The organism is Halomonas litopenaei (assembly GCF_003045775.1).
In the GTDB taxonomy this organism is placed as follows: Bacteria; Pseudomonadota; Gammaproteobacteria; order Pseudomonadales; family Halomonadaceae; genus Halomonas; species Halomonas litopenaei.
Window position 1 is genome coordinate 894,015 of sequence record NZ_PXNS01000001.1, and the last position, 25,540, is coordinate 919,554.

22 protein-coding genes are annotated in these 25,540 nt (G+C 65.1%); 10 read left to right on the top strand and 12 right to left on the bottom strand.

All coding sequences use genetic code 11. The annotated features are described in order from the left end of the window. Positions 1-99: 99 nt before the first annotated feature. Positions 100-3,414, bottom strand: a complete 3,315-nt coding sequence (locus C6W88_RS04000) for an AAA family ATPase (protein WP_108131534.1) — start codon at positions 3,412-3,414, stop codon at positions 100-102. Further along, positions 3,411-4,736 carry an exonuclease SbcCD subunit D C-terminal domain-containing protein gene (locus tag C6W88_RS04005; RefSeq protein WP_108131535.1) on the bottom strand — a complete coding sequence of 442 codons (1,326 nt, stop codon included), beginning with the start codon at positions 4,734-4,736 and terminating at the stop codon, positions 3,411-3,413. The genes C6W88_RS04000 and C6W88_RS04005 overlap by 4 nt, the downstream gene beginning before the upstream one ends. Positions 4,737-4,860: 124 nt before the next feature. Here C6W88_RS04005 and nfi point away from each other — a divergent pair, with 124 nt between their 5' ends. Further along, positions 4,861-5,541 (top strand): deoxyribonuclease V, encoded by a 681-nt coding sequence (gene nfi / locus C6W88_RS04010; protein ID WP_108131536.1) that lies wholly within the window; start codon positions 4,861-4,863, stop codon positions 5,539-5,541. Between the two features lie 33 nt (positions 5,542-5,574). Further along, complete coding sequence (locus C6W88_RS04015) at positions 5,575-6,135, top strand: DUF1415 domain-containing protein (protein WP_108131537.1); 561 nt, start codon at positions 5,575-5,577, stop codon at positions 6,133-6,135. A gap of 40 nt (positions 6,136-6,175) precedes the next feature. Here C6W88_RS04015 and C6W88_RS04020 read toward each other — a convergent pair whose 3' ends face one another. After that, positions 6,176-7,051: an aldo/keto reductase gene (locus tag C6W88_RS04020; RefSeq protein ID WP_108131538.1), complete on the bottom strand. Its 876-nt coding sequence runs from the start codon at positions 7,049-7,051 to the stop codon at positions 6,176-6,178. A 249-nt stretch (positions 7,052-7,300) separates the two neighbouring features. Between C6W88_RS04020 and C6W88_RS04025 the strand changes: the two genes are divergently transcribed. Next, positions 7,301-7,729: an OsmC family protein gene (locus tag C6W88_RS04025; protein ID WP_045991908.1), complete on the top strand. Its 429-nt coding sequence runs from the start codon at positions 7,301-7,303 to the stop codon at positions 7,727-7,729. Between the two features lie 112 nt (positions 7,730-7,841). Here C6W88_RS04025 and C6W88_RS04030 read toward each other — a convergent pair whose 3' ends face one another. Both C6W88_RS04030 and C6W88_RS04035 read right to left on the bottom strand, forming a co-directional pair. Further along, positions 7,842-8,570 carry a gamma-glutamyl-gamma-aminobutyrate hydrolase family protein gene (locus tag C6W88_RS04030; protein ID WP_045991909.1) on the bottom strand — a complete coding sequence of 243 codons (729 nt, stop codon included), beginning with the start codon at positions 8,568-8,570 and terminating at the stop codon, positions 7,842-7,844. Beyond that, positions 8,563-9,558 carry an amidoligase family protein gene (locus C6W88_RS04035; RefSeq protein ID WP_108131539.1) on the bottom strand — a complete coding sequence of 332 codons (996 nt, stop codon included), beginning with the start codon at positions 9,556-9,558 and terminating at the stop codon, positions 8,563-8,565. The genes C6W88_RS04030 and C6W88_RS04035 overlap by 8 nt, the downstream gene beginning before the upstream one ends. A gap of 105 nt (positions 9,559-9,663) precedes the next feature. Between C6W88_RS04035 and C6W88_RS04040 the strand changes: the two genes are divergently transcribed. Continuing rightward, a complete protein-coding gene (locus C6W88_RS04040; RefSeq protein WP_108131540.1) occupies positions 9,664-12,009 on the top strand; it encodes a mechanosensitive ion channel domain-containing protein in 2,346 nt (781 codons plus the stop codon). 259 nt (positions 12,010-12,268) lie between these two features. Continuing rightward, the gene (locus tag C6W88_RS04045) at positions 12,269-12,544 is read left to right on the top strand and encodes a glutaredoxin family protein (RefSeq protein ID WP_052704282.1); all 276 of its coding nucleotides are present in this window, start codon (positions 12,269-12,271) and stop codon (positions 12,542-12,544) included. Positions 12,545-12,813: 269 nt separating this feature from the next. Here the strand turns inward: C6W88_RS04045 and C6W88_RS04050 are convergent, their stop codons facing one another. After that, entirely contained in the window at positions 12,814-13,209 is a 396-nt protein-coding gene (locus C6W88_RS04050; RefSeq protein WP_108131541.1) for a VOC family protein, read from the bottom strand. Between the two features lie 384 nt (positions 13,210-13,593). Between C6W88_RS04050 and C6W88_RS04055 the strand changes: the two genes are divergently transcribed. Together C6W88_RS04055 and C6W88_RS04060 are read left to right on the top strand one after the other, a co-directional pair. Then, complete coding sequence (locus C6W88_RS04055; RefSeq protein ID WP_045991913.1) at positions 13,594-14,040, top strand: Xre family toxin-antitoxin system antitoxin; 447 nt, start codon at positions 13,594-13,596, stop codon at positions 14,038-14,040. Then, positions 14,040-14,513: an RES family NAD+ phosphorylase gene (locus C6W88_RS04060; protein WP_108131542.1), complete on the top strand. Its 474-nt coding sequence runs from the start codon at positions 14,040-14,042 to the stop codon at positions 14,511-14,513. Before C6W88_RS04055 ends, C6W88_RS04060 begins: the two co-directional genes overlap by 1 nt. Positions 14,514-14,623: 110 nt before the next feature. Here C6W88_RS04060 and cdd read toward each other — a convergent pair whose 3' ends face one another. From cdd to C6W88_RS04090, 6 genes are all read right to left on the bottom strand, one after another. Next, positions 14,624-15,064: a cytidine deaminase gene (cdd, locus tag C6W88_RS04065; RefSeq protein WP_108131543.1), complete on the bottom strand. Its 441-nt coding sequence runs from the start codon at positions 15,062-15,064 to the stop codon at positions 14,624-14,626. Continuing rightward, positions 15,061-15,807: a purine-nucleoside phosphorylase gene (gene deoD / locus C6W88_RS04070; RefSeq protein ID WP_108131544.1), complete on the bottom strand. Its 747-nt coding sequence runs from the start codon at positions 15,805-15,807 to the stop codon at positions 15,061-15,063. The genes cdd and deoD overlap by 4 nt, the downstream gene beginning before the upstream one ends. Then, positions 15,808-17,064 (bottom strand): phosphopentomutase, encoded by a 1,257-nt coding sequence (locus tag C6W88_RS04075; RefSeq protein ID WP_108131545.1) that lies wholly within the window; start codon positions 17,062-17,064, stop codon positions 15,808-15,810. Next, on the bottom strand, positions 17,061-18,401 hold the full coding sequence (gene deoA, locus C6W88_RS04080; protein ID WP_108131546.1) for a thymidine phosphorylase: 1,341 nt from the start codon (positions 18,399-18,401) through the stop codon (positions 17,061-17,063). Before deoA ends, C6W88_RS04075 begins: the two co-directional genes overlap by 4 nt. Beyond that, positions 18,401-19,189 carry a deoxyribose-phosphate aldolase gene (gene deoC, locus C6W88_RS04085; RefSeq protein WP_108131547.1) on the bottom strand — a complete coding sequence of 263 codons (789 nt, stop codon included), beginning with the start codon at positions 19,187-19,189 and terminating at the stop codon, positions 18,401-18,403. The genes deoA and deoC overlap by 1 nt, the downstream gene beginning before the upstream one ends. An 80-nt stretch (positions 19,190-19,269) precedes the next feature. After that, the gene (locus C6W88_RS04090) at positions 19,270-20,535 is read right to left on the bottom strand and encodes a NupC/NupG family nucleoside CNT transporter (protein WP_045991920.1); all 1,266 of its coding nucleotides are present in this window, start codon (positions 20,533-20,535) and stop codon (positions 19,270-19,272) included. A gap of 392 nt (positions 20,536-20,927) precedes the next feature. Between C6W88_RS04090 and C6W88_RS04095 the strand changes: the two genes are divergently transcribed. The 3 genes from C6W88_RS04095 (at position 20,928) to cyoB (ending at position 25,538) form a co-directional block, all read left to right on the top strand. Next, positions 20,928-21,692 carry a DeoR/GlpR family DNA-binding transcription regulator gene (locus tag C6W88_RS04095; RefSeq protein ID WP_108131548.1) on the top strand — a complete coding sequence of 255 codons (765 nt, stop codon included), beginning with the start codon at positions 20,928-20,930 and terminating at the stop codon, positions 21,690-21,692. 882 nt (positions 21,693-22,574) lie between these two features. Beyond that, positions 22,575-23,552: a ubiquinol oxidase subunit II gene (cyoA, locus tag C6W88_RS04100; RefSeq protein WP_045991922.1), complete on the top strand. Its 978-nt coding sequence runs from the start codon at positions 22,575-22,577 to the stop codon at positions 23,550-23,552. A gap of 3 nt (positions 23,553-23,555) precedes the next feature. Then, complete coding sequence (gene cyoB, locus C6W88_RS04105) at positions 23,556-25,538, top strand: cytochrome o ubiquinol oxidase subunit I (protein ID WP_045991923.1); 1,983 nt, start codon at positions 23,556-23,558, stop codon at positions 25,536-25,538. Positions 25,539-25,540: the final 2 nt, after the last annotated feature.

Consider the following 25,540-nt stretch of genomic DNA (forward strand, 5'->3'; position numbering starts at 1 on the left):
GAGTCACCCAAGACTGAGGCCGCCCAAGACAGGAACCGCCCAAGACTGGTCCGCCCAAGACCAGGTCCGCCCAACAGCGACGTGCGGGGCGGACGGGGTTCAGTCAGACAGCGCGACCCGACTCTCGCCATTGCCGGCGGGATGCACCTGGATCTGCACCGGAATGCGCTCGTGCATTTCCTGGACGTGGGAGATGACCCCGACCCGGCGGCCCTGGGCCTGGAGGCCGTCGAGGGCGTCCATCGCCAGCGCCAGCGACTGGGGGTCGAGGCTGCCGAAGCCTTCATCGATGAACAGCGACTCGATGGCCAGCTCCCCCGAGGCCAGCGAGGCGAGCCCGAGCGCCATGGCCAGCGACACCAGAAAGGTCTCGCCGCCGGATAGCGAGTGCACCGAGCGGCGCTCGTCGGCGACGTCCTGATCGATCACCAGGAGCCCCAGCGGGCTGCCTCCTCTCACCAGGCGGTAGCGCCGGCTGAGGCCCGCCAGGTGGACATTGGCCTCGTCGATCAGGCGCTCCAGGTTCCAGGCCTGGGCGATGCGCCGGAAGGTCTTGCCGTCGGCGGCGCCGATCAGCTCGGCGATGCGGCCCCAGCGATGATGCTCGGCCCTGGCCCTTTCCAGGGCCTCGAGGCCGTCACGTTGGCGCTGCCGGCGTCGATCATCGTCGCGCACGGCGTGCAGGGCGCCATCGCGGCGTTGCTGGGCGGCCTCCAGCCGCGGCCGGTTGGCCTCACGTCTGGCGTCGAGGTCGGCCTGGCGTGCATCCAGCTGGCGTTGGGTGGCCTCGTCGAGCAGTGTCTGCGGGTCCTGCTCTGGCAGATGGCGGGCGCGCCAGGCGCGCCAGCCCTGGCGACGCTCGTCGCGACTGGTGCGGGCGGTCTGGCAGGCCTCGCGGGCGCCGTCCAGCCGGGCGCGCAGGGCCTTGAGCGCATCATCGGCCTGGTCGAGCAGCCGCTCCAGGTCGCCATCGGTGATGTCCGGGTGCTCGTTGCGCCAGCGTTCCAGCTCCGCGTCCAGGCGGGTCTTTTCGTCCTCCAGCACCGAGAGCGCCTTGCCCTCGTGCTCGATCCTCTGGGTCAGGCTCAGCACCTGACGCTGGGCCTGGTCATGGGTCTGGCGGGCCTGCTCATGGTCCTGACGTGCCTGGCGGACCTGAGCTTCGAGGCGCTCGAGCCAGGCATCTGCCGAGCGGTCATCGCCGAGCGCCTCGGCCAGGCGCCGTCTGTGCTCGTCGATGCTGCGGGTCAGTTCGGGACGCTGATCGTCGAGCCGCTTGAGTTCCTCGTCGAAGTTGGCAGCGCGCAAGGCAAGCGCCTGACGCTCTCGCTCGTCGTCTTCGATGGCCTCTGCCAGCGGGGCCAGTTGGCGCTCGGCGTCGTCCAGTGCCTGGAGGCGCTCGCGAGCCTGTTGCTGGCGCTGGCGGGCCTTTTCGCTGTGCTCGGTGAGCCAGGCTTGGCGGGCGTCGGCGTCGAGGGCGCGCCACTGCTCGGCGAGCGCCGGGTCGTCGAGCCTGGCCTGGGCTTCTTCGAGACCGGCCTGGGCCTCGTTGCGTCGAGGTTCAAGCGCGAGCAGGCTGGTCTCGGCCTGTTCGACGCTGGCCTTCAGCGCCTGAAAGCGCCCGAACAGGGCGTCACGCTGCTCGCGCAGCTCGCCGAGTCGGCTTTCGGACACGGCAAGCTGATCATCCTCCAGTGCGATCTGGGCGGCGAGCTGGGTGGCCTCCGGGGTGGCGGGGGGCGAGTCGCGCCAGGGGTGCTCGTGACTGCCGCACACCGGACAGGCGGTGTCCGGTTCCAGGGTGGCGCGCATGTCGGCGACGCTGTCGCTTCGGGTGGCGCGGGCGCGCTGTATAAAGCGCGTGAGCTGCTCGTGCTCCGCCGTGGCGTGGTCCAGGCGCGCCCGCGCCTGCTTGCCTTGGTCCAGCAGTTCGTCGCGCTGTGCGCTGTCGCGGCGGCGCTCGGCGTCGAGCCGGCGCTGTTGCTCATCGAGCTGGCGCAGCAGACGCCAGCGCTGCTCCAGTTCGGACAGCGCCAGCAGACGATGGCCGGCGTCCTCGAGGTGTTGCTGGGCCTCGGCCCTGGCCGTTGCAACCTGCTGATGCTGGCCAAGATGGCGTGACAGGGTGCGGGTGGCGGCGTCGCGCTGCTCCAGATGGCGGCGATGGCGCTCTGCCAGCGCTCGCTGCTGCCCGTCGAGATCCTCGCGCTGGCGCTTGCGCTTCTGGTGTTCGTCCTCCAGCTGTCGATGCTGTTGCTCGCGGCCCTTGAGTTCGCTGGCAATTTCACGGGCCTGGGCGATGGCGGGACGGGCCTGCTCGAGCGCCTGCTCGCTGTCCTCCAGGGTCTGGCGACGACGGCTGGTTTGCTGGTGCTGTTGTTCCAGGGCGGTGCGTGCCTGGGCCAGGGCTGACGTGGCTAGTTCGAGCTGCTGGCGCTGGTCCGGCAACTGTCGGGACAGGCTACGCTGGCGCAGCAACTGGGGGCGCCAGGGTGCGACTCGCTCGAGCATCTCGCACTCACGGCGCTGGTCGCTCAGTGCCTCCCATCGGGCCTCTGCCTCGACCAGGCTGGCGTCGGCTTGTTCACAGCGCTGGCGCCACTGGGCGTCCTGGACGAGCCACTGGGCCTCTTCGTCCAGCGCCTTCATCTGTCGCTGGCAGGTGTCCAGCTCGCCTTCGGCCTCGGCGAGTTCCTGCTCCATGGCCTGGCGTGCGCTGTCGTCGCTGGGCGCGTCCTCGGCGAGCAGCGCCTGCTGGCGGGCCACCGCGTCGCGGGCCTCCTTGGCCCGGGCGTAGCTTTCGACCGAGATGCGCGAGTATTCCTGGGTGTTGGTGAGCTTCTCGAGCAGGTCCGAGCGGGCGTTGTCGTCGGCCTTGAGAAAGGCCGCGAACTCGCTCTGGGCCAGCAGCACGGCGCGGGTGAACTGCTCGAACGATAGCCCCAGGCGCTCGGGGATCAGCTCGGCGAATTCGCGCTTCTGGGCGGTCAACAGGCGTTCGTCGTCCAGGTCGGTCAACGATTGCTCCACCGCCTGCAGCTTGCCGTCGGCTTTGTCCCGGGCGCGCCGCACGGCCCATCGCGCGCGGTAACGGCGAGCGTCGCGGCCGATGAAGTCGACCTCGGCGTAGCCGCTGGCGGCGCCGCGCCTCAGCAGGCTGCGGGGGTCGGCGGTGGCGATCCGCGAGCCGTCCAGGTCCTCCAGATGGGAGTCGCGCCCCGGGGCGTGGCGAAGCCTGGGCGTATTGCCGAACAGCGCCAGACACAGGGCGTCGAGCAGGGTGCTCTTGCCGGCGCCGGTGGGGCCGGTGATGGCGAACAGGCCGGCATCGGCCAGTGGCGCCGCGGTAAAGTCCAGCTCGACTGGACCGGGCAGGGAGGCCAGTTGGGACAGGCGCAGGGCGAGAATCTTCATGGCTGCGTGCTCCCTTCGGCGGCGCCCTGGTCTTGTCCATCCGCGCTCTGGTCGTCGGCATCCGCGTCCTGGACGCGCTGGCACAACCAGTCGAAGTCGGCGATCACGCTGTCGTCCGGCGCCTCGCCCCAGCGCTCCTTCCAGGTGCGCGAAAACAGCTCACGGGGTCCAATGTCCTCAAGGCGCTCGCCACGTCCGGGTGCCTGTGACTCAGTGACCGGCAGCTCGCGCTTCAGTCGCAGCAGGCGTACCGCCCGGTCGCCCAGCGCCTGCTCGATGCGCGAGCGCAACTCCGGCATCGGGGCGTCCAGACGCACGTTGATCTCGAGCCAGTCCCAGCGCTCGACCGGGCCGGCCCCGTCGCGGGCCGGCAGCGCCTCGATCGCGCCCAGGATCTCTTCCAGCGGAGCAGGTCCGAGGCGACGCATGGCCACCGCCCGCGGCACGCTGATGGGCTCGACATGGGCAAGGGCGCCATCGGCGAAGTCCGCCATCAGCACCTGATGGGGGTAGTCGACCTCGCTGAAGTCCAGCGGCAGCGGGCTGCCGCTGTAGCGTATGCGTTCGTCGCCGACCCGCTGGGCGCGGTGCAGGTGCCCCAGGGCGACGTAGTCGATGTCCTCGGGAAACAGCGAGGCCGACAGCGATTCCTCGCCGCCGATGACGATAGGGCGTTCGCTGGCCTCGGAGACGGTGGCGCCACGCAGATGGGCGTGGCTCATGGCGATCAGCGCCTGGCCAGGCTCGCGCTTTTCCCGGGCCGCCGCGATCAGTTCGCGATGGACCCGCTCGACGCTGGCCACATAGTCGTCGCCGGCGTTCGTCTCTTCTTCTGCTGCGTCCGCCGCTTGTCTGCTCTGCCGGCCACGACCGGTGATCTCCGCCGGACGCAGGAAGGGCAGCGCCAGGCACCAGGCGCGGACCTCACCCTGGGCATCGCGCAAGGGCACCAGCAGGCGATCGCTGTCCAGCGCGCCGTCATCGACGAAGCGCACCCGGCCAAGGGCATGGGTGCGCAGGTGCTGCATCAGCGGGGCGGGCAGCTCGATACGGCTGCCGCTGTCGTGATTGCCGGCGATCAGCGCAATGGTCAGGTCGGGACAGCGCTGGTGGACCCTGACGATAAAGTCATAGAGCAGCTCCTGGGCGCGCAGCGACGGATTGACCACATCGAAGACGTCGCCGGCGACCAGCAGCGCGTCCACCTGGCGTTCGGCGAGGATGTCGACCAGCCAGTCGAGGAAGGCGCGATGTTCCTCGTGACGTTCCTGGCCGTGAAAGCTCTGGCCCAGATGCCAGTCTGCGGTGTGGATGATCCTCATCCGTCCTCCCTGATGGAGCGCCAGGCCCTGCGGCCGGCAGCTTGTTGATCCCCGTGACTGGCGCGTAGTCTACCGCGAGCGGGTGGTGTCTTCAGCCACCGCAGGTCATCAACAGGGAGGTGACATGACCCAGCACCCCAGAACACGAGAGACTGCGCTGCACGACTGGGACCTGGCACCGAAGGAGGCCATCGCCTTGCAGCGTACCCTGGCAGGACGCCTGATACGCGAGGACGCTCTCGGTGAAGTGAAACACATTGCCGGAGTGGATATCGGCTTCGAAGATGGAGGCGACACCACCCGCGCCGCGGTGGTGGTGCTGTCCTGGCCGGGGCTTGCGCCGATCGAGCAGGTGGTGGCGCGTCAGCCGACGCGCATGCCCTACGTGCCGGGGCTCCTGTCCTTTCGTGAGATACCGGCGGCCCTGGCGGCCTTCGAACGACTCGACAGCCGCGTGGATCTGGTCATGGTGGATGGCCACGGCATCGCCCATCCCCGGCGCCTCGGGGTGGCGGCGCACCTTGGACTGTGGCTGGATCTGCCCACCCTGGGCGTGGCCAAGAAACGCCTGACCGGGCGCCATGGCGAGGTCCCCGAGGGGCGTGCGGAAAGTACCGACCTGATGGACGGCGACGAGCGCATCGGGGTCGTGCTACGCTCGCGCGCCGGCGTCAAGCCGGTGTTCGTGTCGCCGGGCCACCGGCTGTCGGTGGATTCGGCCAGGACCTGGGCGGTGGCCTGCCTCGGCCGCTACAAGTTGCCAGAACCCACAAGGCTGGCCGACAGGCTGGCGTCACGGCGCTGAGCCGGCCTTCACTCAAGCATCCGAGAACTCGCCATGTCCGACACAGAGGTATCACCCGGCGTTGCCGCCACTGCAGCCTGGGTCGAGGAATTCGTGGTTGGCCTCAACGTCTGCCCCTTCGCCGGACGAGAGGTCACTCGCGGGTCGATTCGCTATATCGAGGTCGACGGGCGCAGGCTCGAGGACGCCCTGGTGGCGCTGATGGAGGCCTGCCACCACCTCGAGACGACACCCGAGGTGGAGACCAGTCTGCTGGTGTTCACCCGAGGGCTTGCCGATTTCGACGACTATCTCGACGCCCTGGCCATGGCCGAGGCATTGCTCGCCGACCGCGGCTACGAGGGCGTCTTCCAGCTGGCGAGCTTCCACCCTGACTATGTCTTCGACGGCGTGGATGATGATGATCCGGCCAACTTCACCAATCGTTCTCCCTGGCCGGTCTGGCATCTGCTGCGTGAAGAGGGCCTGGAAAGGGCGCTGGCCCACTATCCCGACCCCGAGGCTATCCCCGAGCGTAATATCGAAAGGTTGAGGGAGATCGGCAGTGACAGTCTGGCCGAGCAACTGGCCGAGTTGAAAGCACGCTTTCGCTGAGTCGAAGGCGAACTCCCGTGTCTCGTCGAGCCCGGCCCGGCTAGACGATATCCAGCGGCACCTTGCGCTGGGGCACCGGATACAGGGCGTCGAGTCGCGCAAGTGTTGCCTCGTCCAGGGTTACCTCCAGCGCCCTGGCGTTGTCGTCGACGTGCTCGGGGGAGGCGGCCTTGGGAATCGCGATGACCTCGTGCTGGCCCTCGACCGGTCGGATGGCCCAGGCCAGCAGCAGTTGCGCCGGGGTCAAGCCGAGGTCCGTGGCGAGTTCGCCAAGTTGCGGGTCGGCCAGGGGATCTGCGCCGACGGCGCCGGCCTGGGCCAGCGGACAGTAAGCCATCAGCGGCATCCGTTGCCGGCGTTGCCATGGCCTCAGGGCGACCTCGATTCCCCGCGACGCCAGATGGTAGAGCACCTGATTGACCGCGCAGTCGCCGCCACCGGGCAGGCGAGCCAGCGTCTGCATATCGTCCACGTCGAAGTTCGACACACCGAAGCGACGAATCTTGCCGGCAGCGACCAGGCGATCGAAGGCCTCCAGCGTTTCGTCCAGCGGGATGCTCCCCGGCCAGTGCAGCAGGTACAGATCCAGGTAATCGGTGCCCAGGCGCTCAAGGCTCGCTTCGCAGGCGGCGATGGCGCTGTCGCGACCGGCGTTCCAGGGGTAGACCTTGGAGACCACAAACGCCTGGTCGCGGCGACCCTGGATGGCCTCGCCGACCAGGCGTTCGGCGGCACCGTCGCCGTACATTTCGGCGCTGTCGATCAGCCGCAGACCTCGCTCCAGCCCACGTTGCAGGGCGGCGATTTCCTGGCGCCGGGGCGCACGCCCTTCACCCATGTACCAGGTGCCCTGGCCCAGGGCAGGCAGGGCCTCGGCGGTGCTTCCGGTTTCCAGCAGAACCTTGGCAGTCGTCATGTCGCACACCTTTGCGGAATAGTTTTCCAGAGATGCGATCGACTATCGCAGCCATGACCGTCGGCGCGCAAGACGAGGCTGGACAGACCTCGGTACAAGATGCATGGTGAAGTCATCAGTTGTCCCGCCAGGGATGATTGGCACCGCAGGTACCGCCCATTGATGGGAGGTGGCGGGGCGAGCGCCTCAGGAAGAGGCGCCACCGTAGTGTGTTTACCAGCCCGTGTATCTCAACTGGAAGGAGTCGTCATGAGTATCACCAACACCGCATCCGCGCAGTGGAAGGGTAGTCTCAAGCAGGGCAAGGGCGTTGTGTCCACCAACAGCGACGCGCTCAGCGATGTTCCCTATGACTTCAAGCAGCGCTTCGAAGGCCAGGCCGGGACCAATCCGGAAGAGCTGATCGGTGCGGCCCACGCCAGCTGCTATTCCATGGCACTGTCGATGATTCTGGGCGAGTCCGACCTTGAAGCCGACAGCATCGACACCAGCGCCGAGGTGACCCTCGATGAGGTCGACGGTGGCTTCGCCGTGACCAAGGTGCATCTGACCACTCGCGCCAGCATCCCCGGCGCCGACGAGTCGGTGTTCCAGGAGGCCGCCGAGAAGGCCAAGGCCGGCTGCCCGATCTCCAAGCTGTTGAACGCCGAGATCAGCCTGGACGCCAAGCTGGCCTGATCCGGCCGGGTCGCGTCAGCGACGTCGTTGCCACGATGTTGTTGCCACATGGAAAAGCCCGCCGATTGGCGGGCTTTTTCGCGCAGCTGCATTGACCCTCGAAGGCTCGTGCTCAGGAGGCGCTTTGCGTGGGACGTTCGGCGCGGGGTTCCGGTGGCACCTGGCGCTCGGCGTGGGGCTTTCTCGCCGCGTCGACCAGAGCGCGGATGAGTCGTTGCTGGGGGCGATTGAAGATCAGGAATTCCGGGTGCCACTGAACCCCCAGCAGGAAGTCGTGCTCACGGGACTCGATCCCCTGAACCAGGCCGTCCCGGTCACGTGCCACGATATCGACACCGCGACCGGTGTGTTCCACCGCCTGGTGATGAAGGCTGTTGATGCGACACCAGCTGACCCGCAGCAGCTGATGTAGTCGGCTACCCTCGACGATGTCCACGGTCTTGCGTGGCAGCACGGTGCGCCGGCGCTTGAGCCCTTCGTGGGTGGTGTAGATGTCGCTGTCCAGGGTGCCACCCAGGTGGACGTTGATCAGTTGCGAGCCGCGGCAGATACCGAGTACCGGTGTATTGCGCGGGATCTCGCGGGCCAGCAGCTCGAGTTCCAGTTCGTCACGTTCTGGATCGACGCGCACGTCGAGCTGCATCTCGCCGCCGTACAGATGCGCCTGGATGTCATCACCTCCGCCGACGATCAGGCCATCGAGCCGGTCCGGTCGTGGCCGCGACGGCGATAGCCTGAGCGGTTTGCCTCCATGGCGCCACACCGCGAACCAGTCGAAGCACCAGGCCAGCAGGCTCTTGTGGTCGGAGGTGGAAATACCGATCACCGGGCGTTCAGCCATCCTTGGAGTCTCCCTTGAGCTTGTGCTTTATCTTTTGCCACAGCGAGCTGTCGAGGTGACGGGCTCGATACTCCGCCATACGCTCATGCAAGGTCTCGGGCGCGCAGGCCAGGCGTTCTACCTCGAGCCAGCGGTTCCATTCGGTCACCGCGCCCCAGTCGGCTTCGGAAAGCTGAGCGTTGGGCAGACGGTAGTGAAAGGTGGGTCGCGGCTGGACAAGTTCCTTGCGAAACAGCTCGTGGGGATGGTCGGGCCTCAGGTGGGCGAACAACGGCAGCATGTCCAGATCGCGGTTGCGAGTGTCGTTGTCGGCCAGATAGTCATCGATCAACTGGTCGATATCGGGAGCATAGTCCTCGTCGAACAGCTTGAGGCAGTAGCGTTTGTGGAAGGGATTGGCGTGGGGCAGCACCTCCCGGGTGATATCGACCCGGATCTGTTCGCGCAGCCAGTCGGCGGACAGCAGGTAGGCGCGCAGATAGCGCAGGATGTCCTCGGCCTCAAGACTCGGGAGCTCCGGATTCAGATGCAGACCGAAACCGTACATCAGGCTGGCCTCGGTGCCCTTGGCGCCGTGCTCGCGCAGTCCGTCGAACAGCGCGTCGAGCTTGTCGAGCTCATCCCAGGGGACCGGGGGGCAGACGATCTCCGTCGGCACCAGTCCGGTGACCATGTCGCCAAGCAGCTCGCGAGAGCGACGGTCGAGGTCGCGGCGCATGCGATCCCAGTCGTCGCCGGGTGTCTTGGCCGCGTCCTCGGGTGATTCGGGGTGGACGTACTGAGAGTCCAGTTCGATCTTGAAGTCGCCCCACTGGGTGTCGCTGACCTTCATCCGGTGGGCGCTCTGGACCTCGATACGACCGTCGAACAGGGACTGGACCATCTCTGCGGTGGCCATGGGGTCCAGGCCGGCGAACTCGATTTCCACTCCCACCTTGCGGATGTCTCCGTCGGCGGTGGTGGGCTCGGGTGGCGCTTGAGCTTTCATGGCGGCATCCTGATAAGGCATTAGTGGGACGTTACTTCGCAGACTACCATAGGCGGTCACTTTTCATCGGCGGCGGCGCCGAGTCCTCACCGGCAGGGAGCACGAATGTTGCTGCATAGAAGTAAAATAGTTCACATATTTCAATGGTTTGTGCTTCTCTTTCTAATTGGGGCATGTATTTTGCCCGTTCAGGCGTCGGCCCAGGGCCTGGCGCTGGAGGCCCTGGCCGGGGGCGGTGAACAGGCCCCACAGGAAGCCTCCTCCGAAGAGCTGCAGCGATCTCTGGATACCCTGATCCAGACGCTGGAAAGCGACCAGAGCCGTCAGGAGTTGCTCGATAGCCTCAGGTCACTGCGCGACGCGGGCCAGGCCGCAGCGGAAACCGGCACCAGTTCCCAGGGACTGCTGGGGGCGCTTGCTGACACCTTCACCGAGCTTGGCGAGCAGGCCGAAGGCGCCGGGTCGCCCATGGCCCAGTGGCGCGCCAAGCTGGCGGAGGGCTGGCGCGATATCAATGACCTGATCGCCGACACCAGCCATAGCGAGCTGGCCCAGTTCGCCGTGGAGTTCAGCATCCTGCTGACGATCTGGGGTGGCATGGTGATCATCCTGGTGGCGCTGGGGCGTCTGATCGGGTCCCGCCGAGGCTGGCCGATGGACCTGCCGAGAGAGCCCAAGGCGTGGCTGCTGGCGGCTCACTTTCTGCGCCGCATGCTGCCCTGGGCGCTGGCCTTTCTGGCGGTGCTGGGGGTGTCACAGCTGGTGCCCGGCAGCGCCGGGCGCACCGTCGTATCGGTGATCGCCTACGCCGCACTGTGCGGGCGCATCCTGTCGGTGGTGGTCGAGATCGTCATCTCGGTGTTCACCCGCGGGCATCGCTATACCGCGGTCAAGCTGCTGCAGCAGCGGGCTCTGCGTCCGCTGTTCGTCATCGGCGCACTGATCGCCCTCGGCGACGCCTTCAAGACCGAACGTCTGGTGGACCTGCTGGGGGTCGATCTGTCCTCGCTAGCCTCGGTGCTGGCCAATATCCTGGCCGCGGTGCTGACCTTCCGCTTCATCGTTCGCTTCAAGCGGCCGATCAAGCATCTGATTCGCAACCGCACCTATGCCATCCGCAGCGATTGCTCGAGTCCTACCGAGGTCACCCGGGTGATCGGTCGGCTGTGGCATATTCCCGCTCTGCTGCTGGTGGGGGCCTCGCTGGTGGCGATCTTCGTCACCGTCGGTGATGTGGGTACCGCACTGGCCCGTTCGATCATCAACGCCGCCCTGCTGGTGCTGACGCTGGTGGTCACCGCGCTGCTGCGCCGCCAGAACGAGCGTCATGACCACAGCCGGGGTCGCCACCGCCACCACAGCGAGTATCGCCGCAGGCTCGAACGTTTCGCCTATACCCTGGGGCATGTGCTTGCCTGGCTGGTGTTCGCCGAGCTGTCGCTGCAGGTGTGGGGCGGCTCGCTGGTGGGCATCGGCCGCGAAGGGGTGGCCAGCGTGCGCATCGGCCAGGCGATCCTGGCGATCGCCTTTACCGTATTGCTGGCCTGGCTGGTGTGGATCTTCGCCGATACCGCCATCCAGCGGGCACTGACCTCCTCGGCGCGCTCGCGGGGGCGCCGGGTCAACCAGGCACGGGCCCAGACCATCACCCCGATGATTCGCAACGTGATCTTCGCAGCCATCGTGATCATCGCCTCCATCGTCGGCCTGGCCAATCTGGGGGTCAACGTGACGCCGCTGCTGGCCGGTGCCGGGGTGATCGGTCTGGCCATCGGCTTCGGCGCCCAGACCCTGGTGCAGGACCTGATCACCGGCATCTTCATCCTGATCGAGGACTCCCTGGCGGTGGACGACTTTGTTCAGATCAACGGCCACATGGGCACGGTGGAAGGGTTGACGCTCAGGACCGTACGCCTGCGTGACCTGGATGGCATCGTGCATATCCTGACCTTCTCGCGTATCGACTCCATCCATAACATGTCGCGGCAGTTCGGTGTGGCGCTGATGAAGATCCGCATTCCCTTCGACATGAAGATCGACGACGCCACCACCCTGATGCAGGAGACCGCCCGGGATCTGCGCCAGGATCCGATCATGCGCCACCACATCTGGTCACCGCTCGAAATGCAGGGTATCGATCGTTTCGAGGATGGCTGCGCGATCCTGCGGATGCGCTTTCGCACCTCGCCGGAAATGCAGTGGGACGTGGCCCGTGCCTTCAACATGCTGCTCAAGCAGCGCATGGAGGAGATGGGCGTCGAACTCGGAGCGCCGCGCCTCAGCGTCAGCATGGAAGGCCGTGGCGGCGGGCGTCTCGATGGCACCACCAGCGAGGGCGAGGCCGACCACCAGGGGCGCGATGCCAGCGGCCGCGCCCGAGGCCAGGCCGGGGTGGCAGACCCCCACCATCAAACCAGTGCTACCGGCGCCTCGCCCGATCCGGGGACCTGACAGCGTTGTGCTGTGCCCGGCATGCATTGCACTGAGGTGAGAAAAGTCGGGAAAGGCTGTCAGGAACTCGCGAGCGGCGACACCAAGTTAGCAAGTCGGGCGGCGGCAAGGTCTGGTACCAAGGCTCAGCGCCAAGGTTGAACCTCCGGAACGCGCCGTCGCCTGCACCAACTGTTTCGGGTGTCGTCGACTCTTGAAGGGAGTGACGTCACCGACCATATCGTCAACGAGCGGTATCACCCACGAGGGAGTCGTCACCATGACCGTTGCCAAGGATCTCGCGCTTTACCATTTCGCCCACTGCCCGTTCTGCGCCTTTGTGCGCCGTGAACTCGACAAGCTCGGCGTCGAGGTGGATATCCGCGACGCGGGCGCCAACCCGGCGCACCGCAAGGCACTGAAGGAAGGCGGCGGCAAGATTCAGGTGCCGTGCCTGCTGATCACCAATGAAGACGGCAGCGAGACCTGGATGTACGAATCCATGGACATCGTCGCCTATCTGAAGAAGCGCTTCAGCAAGGGAAAGGTAGCCTGAAGCAAAGCGTCTGACGCTGTGGGGCTCTTGAAGTGGAAGCGGCTCGAAACAAGGGTGGCTTGAAGCAATGGTGGCCTGAAGCAAGGGCGGCCACCACTTGGGACAAACGAGCCTTCGCATCGCGTGGCGTCACCGCCAGTCTCGCCACGCGAAAGACGCTACAGCACGTCTGATGGAACCGATCTCAGGCAAGTCCAGCAAGCCTTGTGGGCCACCAGTGGTGGCCTTTTTTGCGTCTGGCGCGCGGTGGCAGTCGCAATACCGTCGGCTCAGTTTTCCTTTGTCATATCGTCGGGGGGCGAGTCATCGGCGGGTGACACCAGGTGGATGATATTGCAGGGGCTGGTGATCCAGAACGAGTTGAATGCTTCCGGCAGGCGCTCGATCTCGTCGCAGCGCTGACAGCCACGCTGTTCGAGGTAGCTCGAGGCGGCCTGGATGTCGCTGGCAACGATCTGAAGCCAGATCTCCGCCTGGCTCAAGTGCGGCTCGCGATCCAGCCACAGTATCTTGTCGCCGAAGGCAAAGCGCGGCGTCTCCCGGACACCGGGTGGCGTCAATTCCTCGAACTTCAGGATCTCGCGGTAGAAGGCAACGGTCGCCTCGTACTCGTGGGCGGGAATCTTCATGGCGATATTTTCGCCGGGAGAGAAGTCTGTGGTCATGGACCGTTACCTTGTTGTTTGAATTGAGGCGGGTACTTGAACGCAGGAGTTTGCGCCGTGATGGCCGCCACCCCGATGACCTGCACAGGGTGATGCAGCGCGGGTGACCCTCGTCCTGCCTCGCGGCCAAAGCGAATGTCACGTCTCGAGCGAGTGTGGTGAGCCGGGCGGGGTCGCGCTGAACAGTATTGAGCATAGGCCGAATTGGCTCGGGCCGGTGCTGCCCGCTGGCGGTGACGCGTTCAGCTGTGCGGTGGCGAGTCGGCACCCTTGCTGGGCTTAGGTCATATTGATGTTGGTAAAACTTCGATCTGAGGTATGCTGAAGCGTACAGGTGGGAATGTTGCTGGCGCCGTGCCAGCGAGTGAGCGCCGGGAGAACGCGATGGAGCTTCTCGAAAAGGACCGTGCAGCGGGTGGCGGGGTGATGGCGCAGATCGACCTGCCCCGCGAGGTGTACACCGATTCAGCCGCTTTTATCAGAACCGTCAGGCAAGGGCTGCCGGGAAGCGTGCTCAAACAGGCGATCGATGCACTGTCGGCCGACCGCGATCTCTTTGTACGACTGCTGGAGACGGACTCCGGCAATCTGCATCGCTTCTACAAGCGCAAGGCGCTGGGGCGTGCGCAAAGCGAAGAAGTGCTCGACACGCTGAAGTTGTTTGTCGAGGTAGGTGAGGTGTTCGCTGACGAAGCGGTCGGTCATCAATGGCTGCACGCCGAGGTACCCGCACTCGCCGGCTCGCGCCCGATCGAACTCCTGGATACCTTTGCTGGCCGTGAACTGGTACGACAGGTGCTGCGGAAGATCAGTCACGGCGACTTCAGTTGATGAGGCTGTACCGTATCGCTCCTGAGCGTTTTCTGGCGAACCTGTCCGGGCGCGGTGCCAGCTATCACGATGGAGCGCGCTGGAATGACCCCGGCCATCCGGTGCTGTATTTCGGTACCAGTGCCTCCGTCGCCATGCTGGAAATGGGTAACTATATTCCAGACCCGCGATTGGTCCCGAAGGATTTTCGCCTGGGCATCTATGACGTACAAAGCAGTGCCGTCGAGAAGGTCGGAGTCGATGAATTGCCTGATGGCTGGGACCTGTTTCCCCCTCCTGAACACACGCGGCGACTCGGTACCGCGTTCCTGTCGGCGGCCCGCAACTTGATACTGCTGGTGCCAAGTACCGCTGCTGCGGGTATTGATCAGGTGGCGGTGGTGAACCCGCTGCACCCGGACATGGACAAAGTCTCGCTCATCGACATCCGGGCACGGATCTACAATCCGAGATTGTTTCAGGGCATCCAGTAGCGCTCCGGTTGCCGAGTCAGTTCGTTTGGCGCTCAGGCAGGTCTGCCAAGCAAATCGAGCCGATTCGGCAGCGTCAGATCGGACAACTCCGAGGAAGTGAATTCGCTCGCCTAGCTGGCGAAGGCGGAGTCCTTGCCCAGGTTTTCCGGCCCGAAGGAGTCCGGCAGCAACTCGTCCATGGTGTAGCGCCTGAGCAGTCGGCCGTCCGCGTCCACCACCCGGATCAGGGTGTCGGGGGCGGAGAACTCGCGCAGGCGCTGACGGCAGTCACCGCAGGGGGTGCACAGGTGCTCGCCGGGACCGATGACGTAGACCTCCTTCAGCCGGGTCTCTCCGCTGGTGACCATGGCGGCGATGGCTGAGGCCTCGGCGCACAGCCCCTTGTAGTGGGCGACCTCGACGTTGGCGCCGACATAGCGGGCTCCCGAGTCACTGATCAGCAGGGCACCTACCGGGTGGCTGGAGTAGGGCACGTAGGCGCGACCGCGTACCTCGATCAGCGCCTTGACGATATCGGCGTCGATGGTCTCTGGCGTCCTTGGATCACTCATCGGGTGGTCTCCTGGCGGCTGTTTTGCTGGCGGTCGTCCTCGAGCACGGTCTCGAGGGCGATGGTCATCATCTCGTCGAAGCTGGTGGCGCGCTCGTCGCTGGAGAGGCTGTCGCCGTTGACGATATGGTCCGATACGGTGCAGATGGTCAGGGCGCGGGCGCCGAATTCGGCGGCGACGCCGTAGAGCCCGGCGGCCTCCATCTCGACGCCGACGATGTCGAACTTGCGCAGGCAGTCGATCAGCGCCGGGTCCGGGTGATAGAACAGGTCGGCGGAGAAGATGTTGCCGACCTTGACCGGGGTGCCCTGGGGGCCGGCGGCGTCCACGGCGGCACGGGTCAGGTCGAAATCGGCGATGGCGGCGAAGTCGAGGCCGCGAAAGCGCGAGCGGTTGACGCCGGAGTCGGTGCTGCCGCCGAGGCCGATGATCAGGTCACGTACCTTGACGTCGTCGCGCACGGCGCCGCAGGAACCCACGCGGATCAGCCGTCTGGCGCCGAATTCGGTGATCAGTTCCTTGGCGTAGATCGATACCGAGGGGATGCCCATGCCGTGGCCCATGACAGAGATCTCGCGTCCCTTGTAGCGGCCGGTGTAGCCGTACATGTTGCGCACCTCGTTGACCAGTCGCGCATCCTCGAGAAAGGTCTCGGCGATGTATCTGGCGCGCAGGGGATCGCCGGGCATCAGCACGGTGTCGGCGAAATCACCACGTTCGGCCTTGATGTGGGGGGTAGCCATCTAAGCTCCTCGTCTATCCAATGCTCGTTTGCGCTCGATAAAGCTTTCACCGTCGGCCATGGGGGCAAGACCGAAATAGCTCGCCAGGCTCTGGCCGATGTCGGCGAAGCTCTGCCTACGCCCCAGCGATCCGGCCGCAAGCCCGGCGCCACTGGCCAGTACCGGGATGAACTCGCGGGTGTGGTCGCTGCCTTGCCAGGTGGGGTCGCAGCCGTGGTCGGCGGTGATCACCAGCAGATCGTCGTCGGTCAGCCGTTCGAGCAGCGCCGGCAACTGTCGGTCGAAGGCTTCCAGCGCCGCCGCATAGCCGGAGACGTCGCGGCGATGGCCGTAGACCATGTCGAAGTCGACGAAGTTGGTCATGATCAGGCGCTGGGTGTCGCTCGCTACCGGTTCATCCATGGCCGCCAGGGTCGCCGCCATCAAAGCGTCATGGCCCGACGCCTTGATCAGACGACTGATGCCGCAGTGGGCATAGATGTCGGCGATCTTGCCGATCGCCACGACCTCGCCGCCGGCGTCGTGAAGCTTCGACAGCACCGTGGGCGAGGGCGGCTCGACGCTATAGTCGCGACGATTGCCGGTGCGCTGGAAGCTCGCGGCGTCGTCACCGACGAAGGGGCGCGCGATCACCCGACCGATATTGTAGGGCTCGAGCAGCCGCCGGGCGGTCTCGCACAATGACAGCAGGCGCTCAAGGCCGAAGCTGTCCTCATGGGCGGCGATCTGGAAGACGCTGTCGGCGGAGGTGTAGACGATGGGCTTGCCGCTGGCGCAGTGTTCTTCACCCAGACGGGCGATGATCTCGGTGCCTGAGGCGTGGCAGTTGCCCAGCACACCGGGTAGCGCCGCCTCCTCGATCAATGCCTCGAGCAGTTGCGGCGGAAAGCTCTGCTCCCTGTCCTCGAAGTACCCCCAGTCGAAGCGCACCGGGACCCCGGCGATTTCCCAGTGCCCGGACGGGGTGTCCTTGCCCGAGGACACCTCCATGGCGTGTGCGTAGGCGCCGTCGATCTCGCCTAGCTGGATGCCTGCGGCGCTGGCGCCGGTGGCCTCGCGGTGGGCGTGATAGAGCCCCAGGCGGGCCAGGTTGGGAAGTTGCAGCGGGCCGCGGCGGCCACGGTCGTCGGCCTGCCCGCGGGCACAGGCCTCGGCGATATGGCCCAGGGTATCGGCGCCGGCGTCGCCGAAGCGCTCGGCGTCGGGGGCAGCACCGATGCCGAAGGAATCCATCACCAGCACGATCGCGCGGCTCATGGTGTCTCTCCCGTTATCGAAGGATCGCACAAGGTCTCGTGCACCAGTGGCGGGGGCGTGCCCTCGTCGCCGAGGGTGAAGGCCTCACGTACTCGTGCTGCGAGTCTGTCAGCGTCCGCCTGGCTGGCGGCGTGAATGCGCGCCAGCGGGGTGTGACGGTCGACCGTCTGGCCGATGGCGGCGATGGCGTCCAGTCCGACACGATGGTCGATGGCGTCGCCGGCACGGCGGCGCCCGCCGCCCAGCTCGACCACCGCCATGCCCAGCGCCTTGACGTCCTGGCGTGCCACCCGTCCCGGATGCTCGGCCAGGACGTCCTGGATCACCGGGGCCGGGGCGGGCAGGGCGCCTGCGTTTTCCAGCAGGTCGGTCGGTCCGCCAAGACCTGCCACCATGCGCTCGAAGCGCTCGGCCACGTCGCCGCTGGCCAGGCGTGCCTCGAGCTGGCGTTCGGCGTCCTCTTTGGACGTCGCCAGTCGGCCGGCCAGCAGCGCTTCCACCGCCAGGCGGCGGGTCAGCGTCAACAGCCGCGAATCGCGCTGCTCACCGCGCATGATCGCCAGGCACTCGCGTACCTCGATGGCGTTGCCGGCGCTTTCGGCCAGGGTCTGGTTCATGTCGCTGAGCACCGCCGTGGTCGGGGTGCCGGCACGTCGGGCGACGTCGGCGATGGTGGCTGCCAGGGTTCGGGTCTCGTCGTCGTTCGCCATGAAGGCGCCGTTGCCGATCTTGACGTCCATGACCAGGGCATCGAGGTTTTCGGCGAGCTTCTTGCCGAGGATCGAGGCAACGATCAGCGGCAACGAGGCAACGGTGGCGGTGACGTCGCGCACCGCGTAGAGGCGCTTGTCCGCCGGCGCCAGATCGCCGCTCTGTCCGACGATGGCCACACCGACGTCCTTGAGCAGGCGCTCGAAGGTGGTGCGCCGAGGAGTGACGTCATAGCCGGCGATGGCCTCGAGCTTGTCCAGGGTGCCGCCGGTGTGGCCCAGACCACGACCGGAGATCATGGGCACGTGGGCTCCGCAGGCGGCGAGCCAGGGGCCGAGGATCAGCGATACCGGGTCGCCCACGCCGCCGGTGGAATGCTTGTCGAGGATAGGCCCCGGCAGGTCCAGCTGTCGGTAGTCCAGCACGCTGCCGGAGTCCCGGGTCGCCTCGGTCAGCGCCACCGTCTCATCCAGCGTCATGCCGTTGAGATAGGTGGCCATGGCGAAGGCGCCGATCTGCTCCTGACCGGCGCTGTCATCGGCGATGGCCATCACGAATTGGCGGATGGCCTCGCTGGACAGCGCCTGGCCGTCACGCTTGGCGGCAAGAATATCCTGCAACAGCATCAGTAGCCTCCGGACTGGCCCCCGCCGTCGACACCGACACCGGCGGTCATCAGCAGGTTGTCGAGCAGGCCCGAGGCGCCGAAACGGAAGGTCTCGGGACGGGCCCAGTTGGCACCCATGATCTCGGCGGCAAGCTCCAGATAGACGGCGGCGTCCTCGACGCTGCGAACGCCCCCGGCGGCCTTGAAGCCGACCGGGCGGTCCGCGTCGCGGATGACTTCCAGCATCACTCGGGCGGCCTCGGGCGTCGCGTTGACGGCGACCTTGCCGGTGGACGTCTTGAGGAAGTCGGCACCACCGGCGATGGCCTGCTCGCTGGCCCGGCGGATCAGCTCGGCGTCCTTCAACTCGCCGGTTTCCAGGATCACCTTGAGGGTGCGGCCGCTGGCGGCGGCCTTGCACATCTCGACCAGCTCCTGGCCGATCTGATCATCGCCATTCATGAAGGCGCGGTAGGGGAAGACCACGTCCACTTCGTCGGCACCGGAAGCCACCGCTTCGCGGGTAGCGCGGGCGGCTGCCATGACATCGTCTTCGCCGTGGGGGAAGTTGGTCACGGTGGCGATCTTGACCTGGCCGCTGAGGTTGTGGGCGGTGAGGGCGCGCCGCGCCGGCACCACGAACTGCGGATAGATGCACACCGCAGCAGTGTGGCCCAGCGGCGTCTTGGCCCGCTGGCACAGGGCCTCGACGACATGGTCGGTATCGTCATCGTTGAGGCTGGTCAGATCCATCAAGGACAGTGCCTGGCGAGCGATCACGGAGGGGTTGGTCGACTGGGGGGACATGGGAGGCTCCTGGAGTGGGACAGGCCGCCGCCTCGGGCGGCCGAAGATATGAGGGCGGGCGCTGGATCCGCGACGTGGGATCAGGCGCCCAGGGTCATGAAGAAGCCGGCGATGCAGGCCGACATCAGGTTGGACAGGGTGCCGGCCAGTACCGCCTTGAGGCCATAGCGGGCGATGTCGTGACGACGGCTCGGGGCAATGCTGCCGAGCCCGCCCAGCAGGATGGCGATGGAGGACAGGTTGGCGAAGCCGCACAGCGCGAAGGACAGCACCGCGGCGGTATGGTCGCTCATCACCTCGCCGGTGGCGGCCACGAGCTGCTCGCCGTCGATATAGGGGGCCAGGTTGATGAAGGCGACGAACTCGTTGACCACCAGCTTCTGGCCGATGAAGGACCCCGCCAGGGTCGCCTCTTCCCAGGGAATGCCGAGCAGGAAGGCCAGCGGCGAGAACACCCAGCCCAGGATCAGCTCGAGGCTGAGATCCTCGAATCCGACCCAACCACCGACGCCACCGAGGATACCGTTGAGCAGGGCGATCAAGCCGATGAAGGCCAGCAGCATGGCGCCCACGTTGGCCGCCAGCTTGAGGCCAGACGAGGCGCCACCGGCGGCGGCGTCAAGCACGTTGGCCGGCTTGTCCTCGTCCTCGATGACCTCGGAGACGCGGTCGGCCTTGTCCGCCTCGGGATCGGTCTCCGGCATGATCAGCTTGGCGAACAGCAGGCCGCCGGGGGCCGCCATGAAGGAGGCGGCCACCAGGTATTCCATGGGGATGCCGAGTGCGGCGTAGCCGGCAAGCACCGAGCCCGCCACCGAGGCAAGGCCACCGCACATCACCGCAAATAGCTGGGAGGCGGTCATGCGGGCGATAAAGGGCCGCACGACCAGCGGCGCCTCGGTCTGGCCGACAAAGATATTGGCGGTGGCGGACAGCGACTCGGTGCGTGAGGTGCCGAGCAGCTTCTGCAGCGCGCCGCCGAGCAGCCGCACGACCCATTGCATGATGCCCAGGTAGTAGAGCACCGCCGTCAGCGACGAGAAGAAGATGATGACCGGCAGCACCTTGACCGCGAACACGAAGCCGACGCTGTCGGCGTTGGCCAGGCCGCCGAACAGGAAATCGATGCCGTCGTTGGCGTACAGCACCACCTGGCTGACGGCGTCCGATACGGTCTTCAGGACCTTCTGGCCAAAGGGCACGTAAAGGACGAAGGCCCCGAGACCAGCCTGGATCAGGAAGGCGCCCCCCACGGTTCTCAGGCGAATGGCACGGCGGTTGTAGGAGAACGCGACGGCGATGGCGATCAGGGTGGCCATGCCGACCAGGCTCATCAGGAGTGTCATAGGTTCCTTCGCCTCATCAAAATATGAACGTTGAAGAATAGATCATCGCACTTCGGGCCTGGTCTGGCGTCCCGCATCGCGTTGATAGCGGGCAATTGCCTCGAACGGGGCGGAAATCTCTTATGCCGAATGGGGTATCAGAACAGGAATTATAGAGGTGATGGGGCATGGCGGCGGCTCGTGTCGAGTGATTGTTGTCGAGCGGAATTGGCCGGCACGGGCTGGGCCCATCCGTCAATGAGTGTATAGTAACACCTGATGTGAGAAAAATAACATTTGTGCAGTGGCGTTTTCTTACCTGCCCGGGCACTGGCTGAACCCGGTAGTTCAGGGCATGCTTATTGAAAAACGACGGCAGCAAGCCATGACCGTCGAGGCGCGGGGGAGAATCCATGAATCAGCGCAGTATTCAGCGACAGGAGCGCCTTTTGCAGGCGCTCGCCGGAGGCGGCAGCCTGAGGCTGGCGGACGCCGCCATCCTCTGCGGTGTGTCAGAGATGACCCTGAGGCGCGACGTGTCCACCAAGGACAGCCCTCTGATGCTGATGGGCGGGCATCTGGTTCGCCGCGACGACCCCCACTTCACGCCAGTCTACGACCTGGAAACTCAACAGGATCGCGGCGCCGATATCAAGGCGCGTCTGTGTCGCCGCGCCAGTGGCTACGTGGAAGACGGCGATACCCTGTTTATCGATTGCGGCACCACCCTGGTGCCGATGATCGCAGAACTTGCCAGCCGACGAGACCTGACGGTGGTGACCTACGCCCTTAACGTGGCCAATGCGGTCAGCCATTTCGATGGCATCCGACTGATCCTGCTGGGCGGCGTCTATCAGGGCGTCTCCCAGTCCTTCGACGGCGAAGATATTGCCCGCCAGGTCCGGGGACTCGGCATCAATCGCGCCTTTCTCTCCGCCGCCGGGGTGCATGCCGCACGGGGCCTGAGCTGCTTTCACTTTCATGAAGTGGCGCCCAAGCAGGCCGCCATCGAAACCGCCGCCCAGCGGATCCTGGTATTCGACGACAGCAAGTGGGGCGTGCTGCGTCCCGCCTTCTTTGGCGCCCTGATCGACGCCGATGTCATCATCACCCACGGCGAGGGTGCCGCAGGCCTGTCACGCACGCCGGAAGTGGCGTCTCGGCTGGTTCATCCCTGATTCCCCGGTTTCGGTTTCTTGCCCAGCGTGAATCCTTGTCTTTCGGATTCTTGGCTTGTGGATCCTTGTCTTGTGACTTCTTGTCTTGCGGATCATTGGCCTTTCAGTCTCTGACGGCCTTTCTCGATAGTGGTCCCCTGGGCGCACGGTTGCGCCTCTCGTTGTGGTCTGTCCCTTCTGCTCGAGCCTTCCCTTGGCCTCCTTGCTGATCTGGCCCTCGTCGCCGATTCGCTCTTTCATGACCAGGCCCTTGGTGAGCCGGCCCTTCCTTATCGATCCTCCCTTATCTGTCCCTTCCTTATCTGACACTTCACGGTTTGGCCCTCTCGGCATCGTCATCGCTTTCGTCCTGGCGTTGGGGCGTTGGGGCGATGGCGTCGGGGGAAATAACGTCAGACGATAGCGTGGCGACGGATATCGTTCTTTTCCATCAGATCGCCTTTCCCATGGGGGTGGGGTCCGGCCTCGCTGATACGGTTCCTGGTGGTGCTTGCTGGGTGTGGTGTTGGGTCGCAGGGCAGGTTCTGCTAGCCCAGGCAATTGGCCATTTGTGCACTGTTGCGACGTCTGGGTGCGACAGATCAAGGAAAGGTGCGACACCCCTGCGGCAAATCGTCGCTTCTCAAGTCTGGTCGCTCTGTCGACAATACGCCCCGGTCGCATTCCATCTACTTCTTTTGTTCAGGTGACGACGTCTTGTCGTGGTACCGAGGCAGGGTAGGGGATGCGAAATTTTGCGGGTCTAGTCCGTGGTTCGGCACATTTCATGCAACTTTTGCCAAAGGTGCATGCAATGTTCCACCTCAGCGGCCCCTGCACATCGCGCGAGCCTGAGCTCGTAATCTCTGGTATTCCGCCTCCAAGCCCTGACGAGGTTGCTACATGAGAAGAAAGTCGTACCTGCGCGTGCTCAGCGTTGTGCTGATGCTGGCGCTGCCCCTGTTGCTGGCGGGCTGCGAATCGGCGCTGCTCGACCCCAAGGGGGAGATCGGCCGTGAGCAGCGTACCTTGATCCTCACCGCCTTCGGTCTGATGCAGATCGTGGTGGTGCCGGTCATCGTGCTCACCCTGTGGTTTGCCTGGCGCTATCGCCGTGGCAACACCGATGCCACCTATTCACCCGACTGGGCCCATTCGACCAAGATCGAGGCCATCGTCTGGTTCATTCCCTGCGTCATCATCGTCTTCCTGGCGCTGTTGACCTGGTACACCTCCCATAGCCTCGACCCGCACCGCAGTCTCGAGGCCAAGGAAGGACAGAACGAGCCCATGGAAATCCAGGCCGTATCGCTGGACTGGAAGTGGCTGTTCATCTACCCGGAGCAGGGCATCGCCACGGTCAACGAACTGGCCTTCCCCGAGGACACTCCGGTGCGCTTCCGGGTGAGCTCCGGTTCGGTGATGAACTCTTTCTTCATTCCGCGCCTGGGTAGCCAGATCTACGCCATGGCCGGCATGGATAACGACGTTCACCTGATCGCCGAAGAGCAGGGCGTCTATCCGGGCCGCTCCACCAACTACAGCGGTGCAGGCTTCTCCGAGATGACCTTCGACGCCCACGTGGGTTCCGTCGAGGACTTCGAAGAGTGGGTGGAGAAGGTGCGTTCCTCGTCCGATACGCTGACCTTCCCCGAGGAGTACTACGATCTCGCCACGCCAAGCGAGGACAACGAGGTCCAGTACTTCTCCGAGATCACCCCGGCGCTCTATGAGCGCATCATCAAGAGCTTCCTGGCCGGCGGCAAGCATGCCGAGTTCGTCGAGACCTACGGCGGCGTGGTCAACGGGCACGGCGCAGGCGGCCATGGCGACGAGAGCGAGTCTCACGGCGAGTCCATGAGCGCAGAGGCAGCGGAGTAAATCATGTTTGGAAAACTGACGTTAGACTCGATTCCGATCCAGGAGCCCATCATCATGGTGGTGGCGATCGGTATCGCCCTGGGCGGGATCGCCGTGGTCGGCGGCCTGACCTACTTCAAGAAGTGGGGCTATCTGTGGCGCGAGTGGATCACCTCCGTCGACCACAAGAAGCTCGGTATCATGTACTTCCTGGTCGCGCTGGTGATGCTGATCCGTGGCTTCGCCGACGCCATCATGATGCGTACCCAGCAGGCCATGGCCTCGGCCGGAGCCGAGGGCTATCTACCGCCTGACCACTATGATCAGATCTTCACCGCCCACGGTGTGATCATGATCTTCTTTGTCGCCATGCCCATGGTCATCGGTCTGATGAACCTGGTGGTGCCGCTGCAGATCGGCGCGCGCGACGTGGCTTTCCCCTTCCTTAACAACTTGAGCTTCTGGCTGTTCGTTGCCGGTGTCATCCTGGTCAACGTCTCGCTGGTGGTCGGTGAGTTCGCCGCGACCGGCTGGCTGGCCTACGCGCCACTATCGGGGATAGAGTACAGTCCCGGCGTCGGGGTGGATTACTGGATATGGGCGTTGCAGATATCTGGCATCGGTACGACCCTGACCGGTATCAACTTCTTCGTCACCATCCTGAAGATGCGCACCAAGGGCATGACCCTGTTCCGTATGCCCATCTTCACCTGGACGTCGCTGTGCGCCAACGTGCTGATCATCGCGTCCTTCCCGATTCTGACCGCGACCATCGCGATGCTGACGCTGGATCGTTACCTGGGGACTCACTTCTTCACCAACGATTTTGGCGGCAACATGATGATGTACGTCAACCTCATCTGGGCCTGGGGCCATCCTGAGGTGTACATCCTTATCCTGCCGGCATTCGGGGTGTTCTCCGAGGTCATCGCGACCTTCGCTCGCAAGCGGCTGTTCGGCTACGGCACCATGGTGTGGGCGACCATCGCCATCACCTTCCTGTCGTTCATCGTCTGGCTGCACCACTTCTTCACCATGGGGGCCGGGGCCAACGTCAATGCCTTCTTCGGCATCATGACGATGATCATCGCCATCCCCACCGGGGTGAAGGTATTCAACTGGCTGTTCACCATGTACCGCGGTCGTCTGGAGTTCACCTCTCCGGTGCTGTGGACCATCGGCTTCATCATCACCTTTACCCTGGGTGGCATGACCGGTGTGATGCTGGCGGTACCGGCGGCCAACTTCGTGCTGCACAACAGCCTGTTCGTCATCGCCCACTTCCACAACGTCATCATCGGCGGCGTGGTGTTCGGCATGCTGGCGGGTCTGACCTACTGGTTCCCGAAGGCCTTCGGCTTCACCCTCGACGAGAAGTGGGGCAAGCGCTCCTTCTGGTTCTGGCTGACCGGCTTCTACGTGGCCTTCATGCCGCTGTACGTGCTCAGCTTCTTCGGTGCCGTGCGTCGCATGCAGTCCTATGACAACGGCGCCTGGCAGCCGTGGATGATCATCGCCTGGATCGGCGCCGTGCTGATTCTGTGTGGTATCGCCTGCACCGTGATCCAGTTCTACGTTAGTATCCGTGATCGTAAGAAGAACCAGGACGTCACCGGCGATCCCTGGGATGCGCGTACCCTGGAGTGGGCGACCTCGTCTCCCGCACCGTTCTACAACTTCGCGCATCTGCCCGAGATCAAGGACATCGACGACTTCTGGAACCAGAAGCAGGCCAACGGCGGCAAGGCCGGCGTGTCCAAGGGACCGTACAAGGACATTCACATGCCCAAGTACACCTGGGAAGGTCCGGTGATCGGTCTGATCTCCGCGGTCTTCGGCTTCGCCCTGGTGTGGCATATCTGGTGGCTTGCCATCGTGACCGCACTGGGCATGTTTGCCACCTTCATCGCGCGTATCTTCAACGATGACGTCGACTACTACGTGCCGGCCGCGGAAGTCGAGCGTATCGAGCGCGAACACCAGAACCGTGTGGAGATGCAGGCATAACC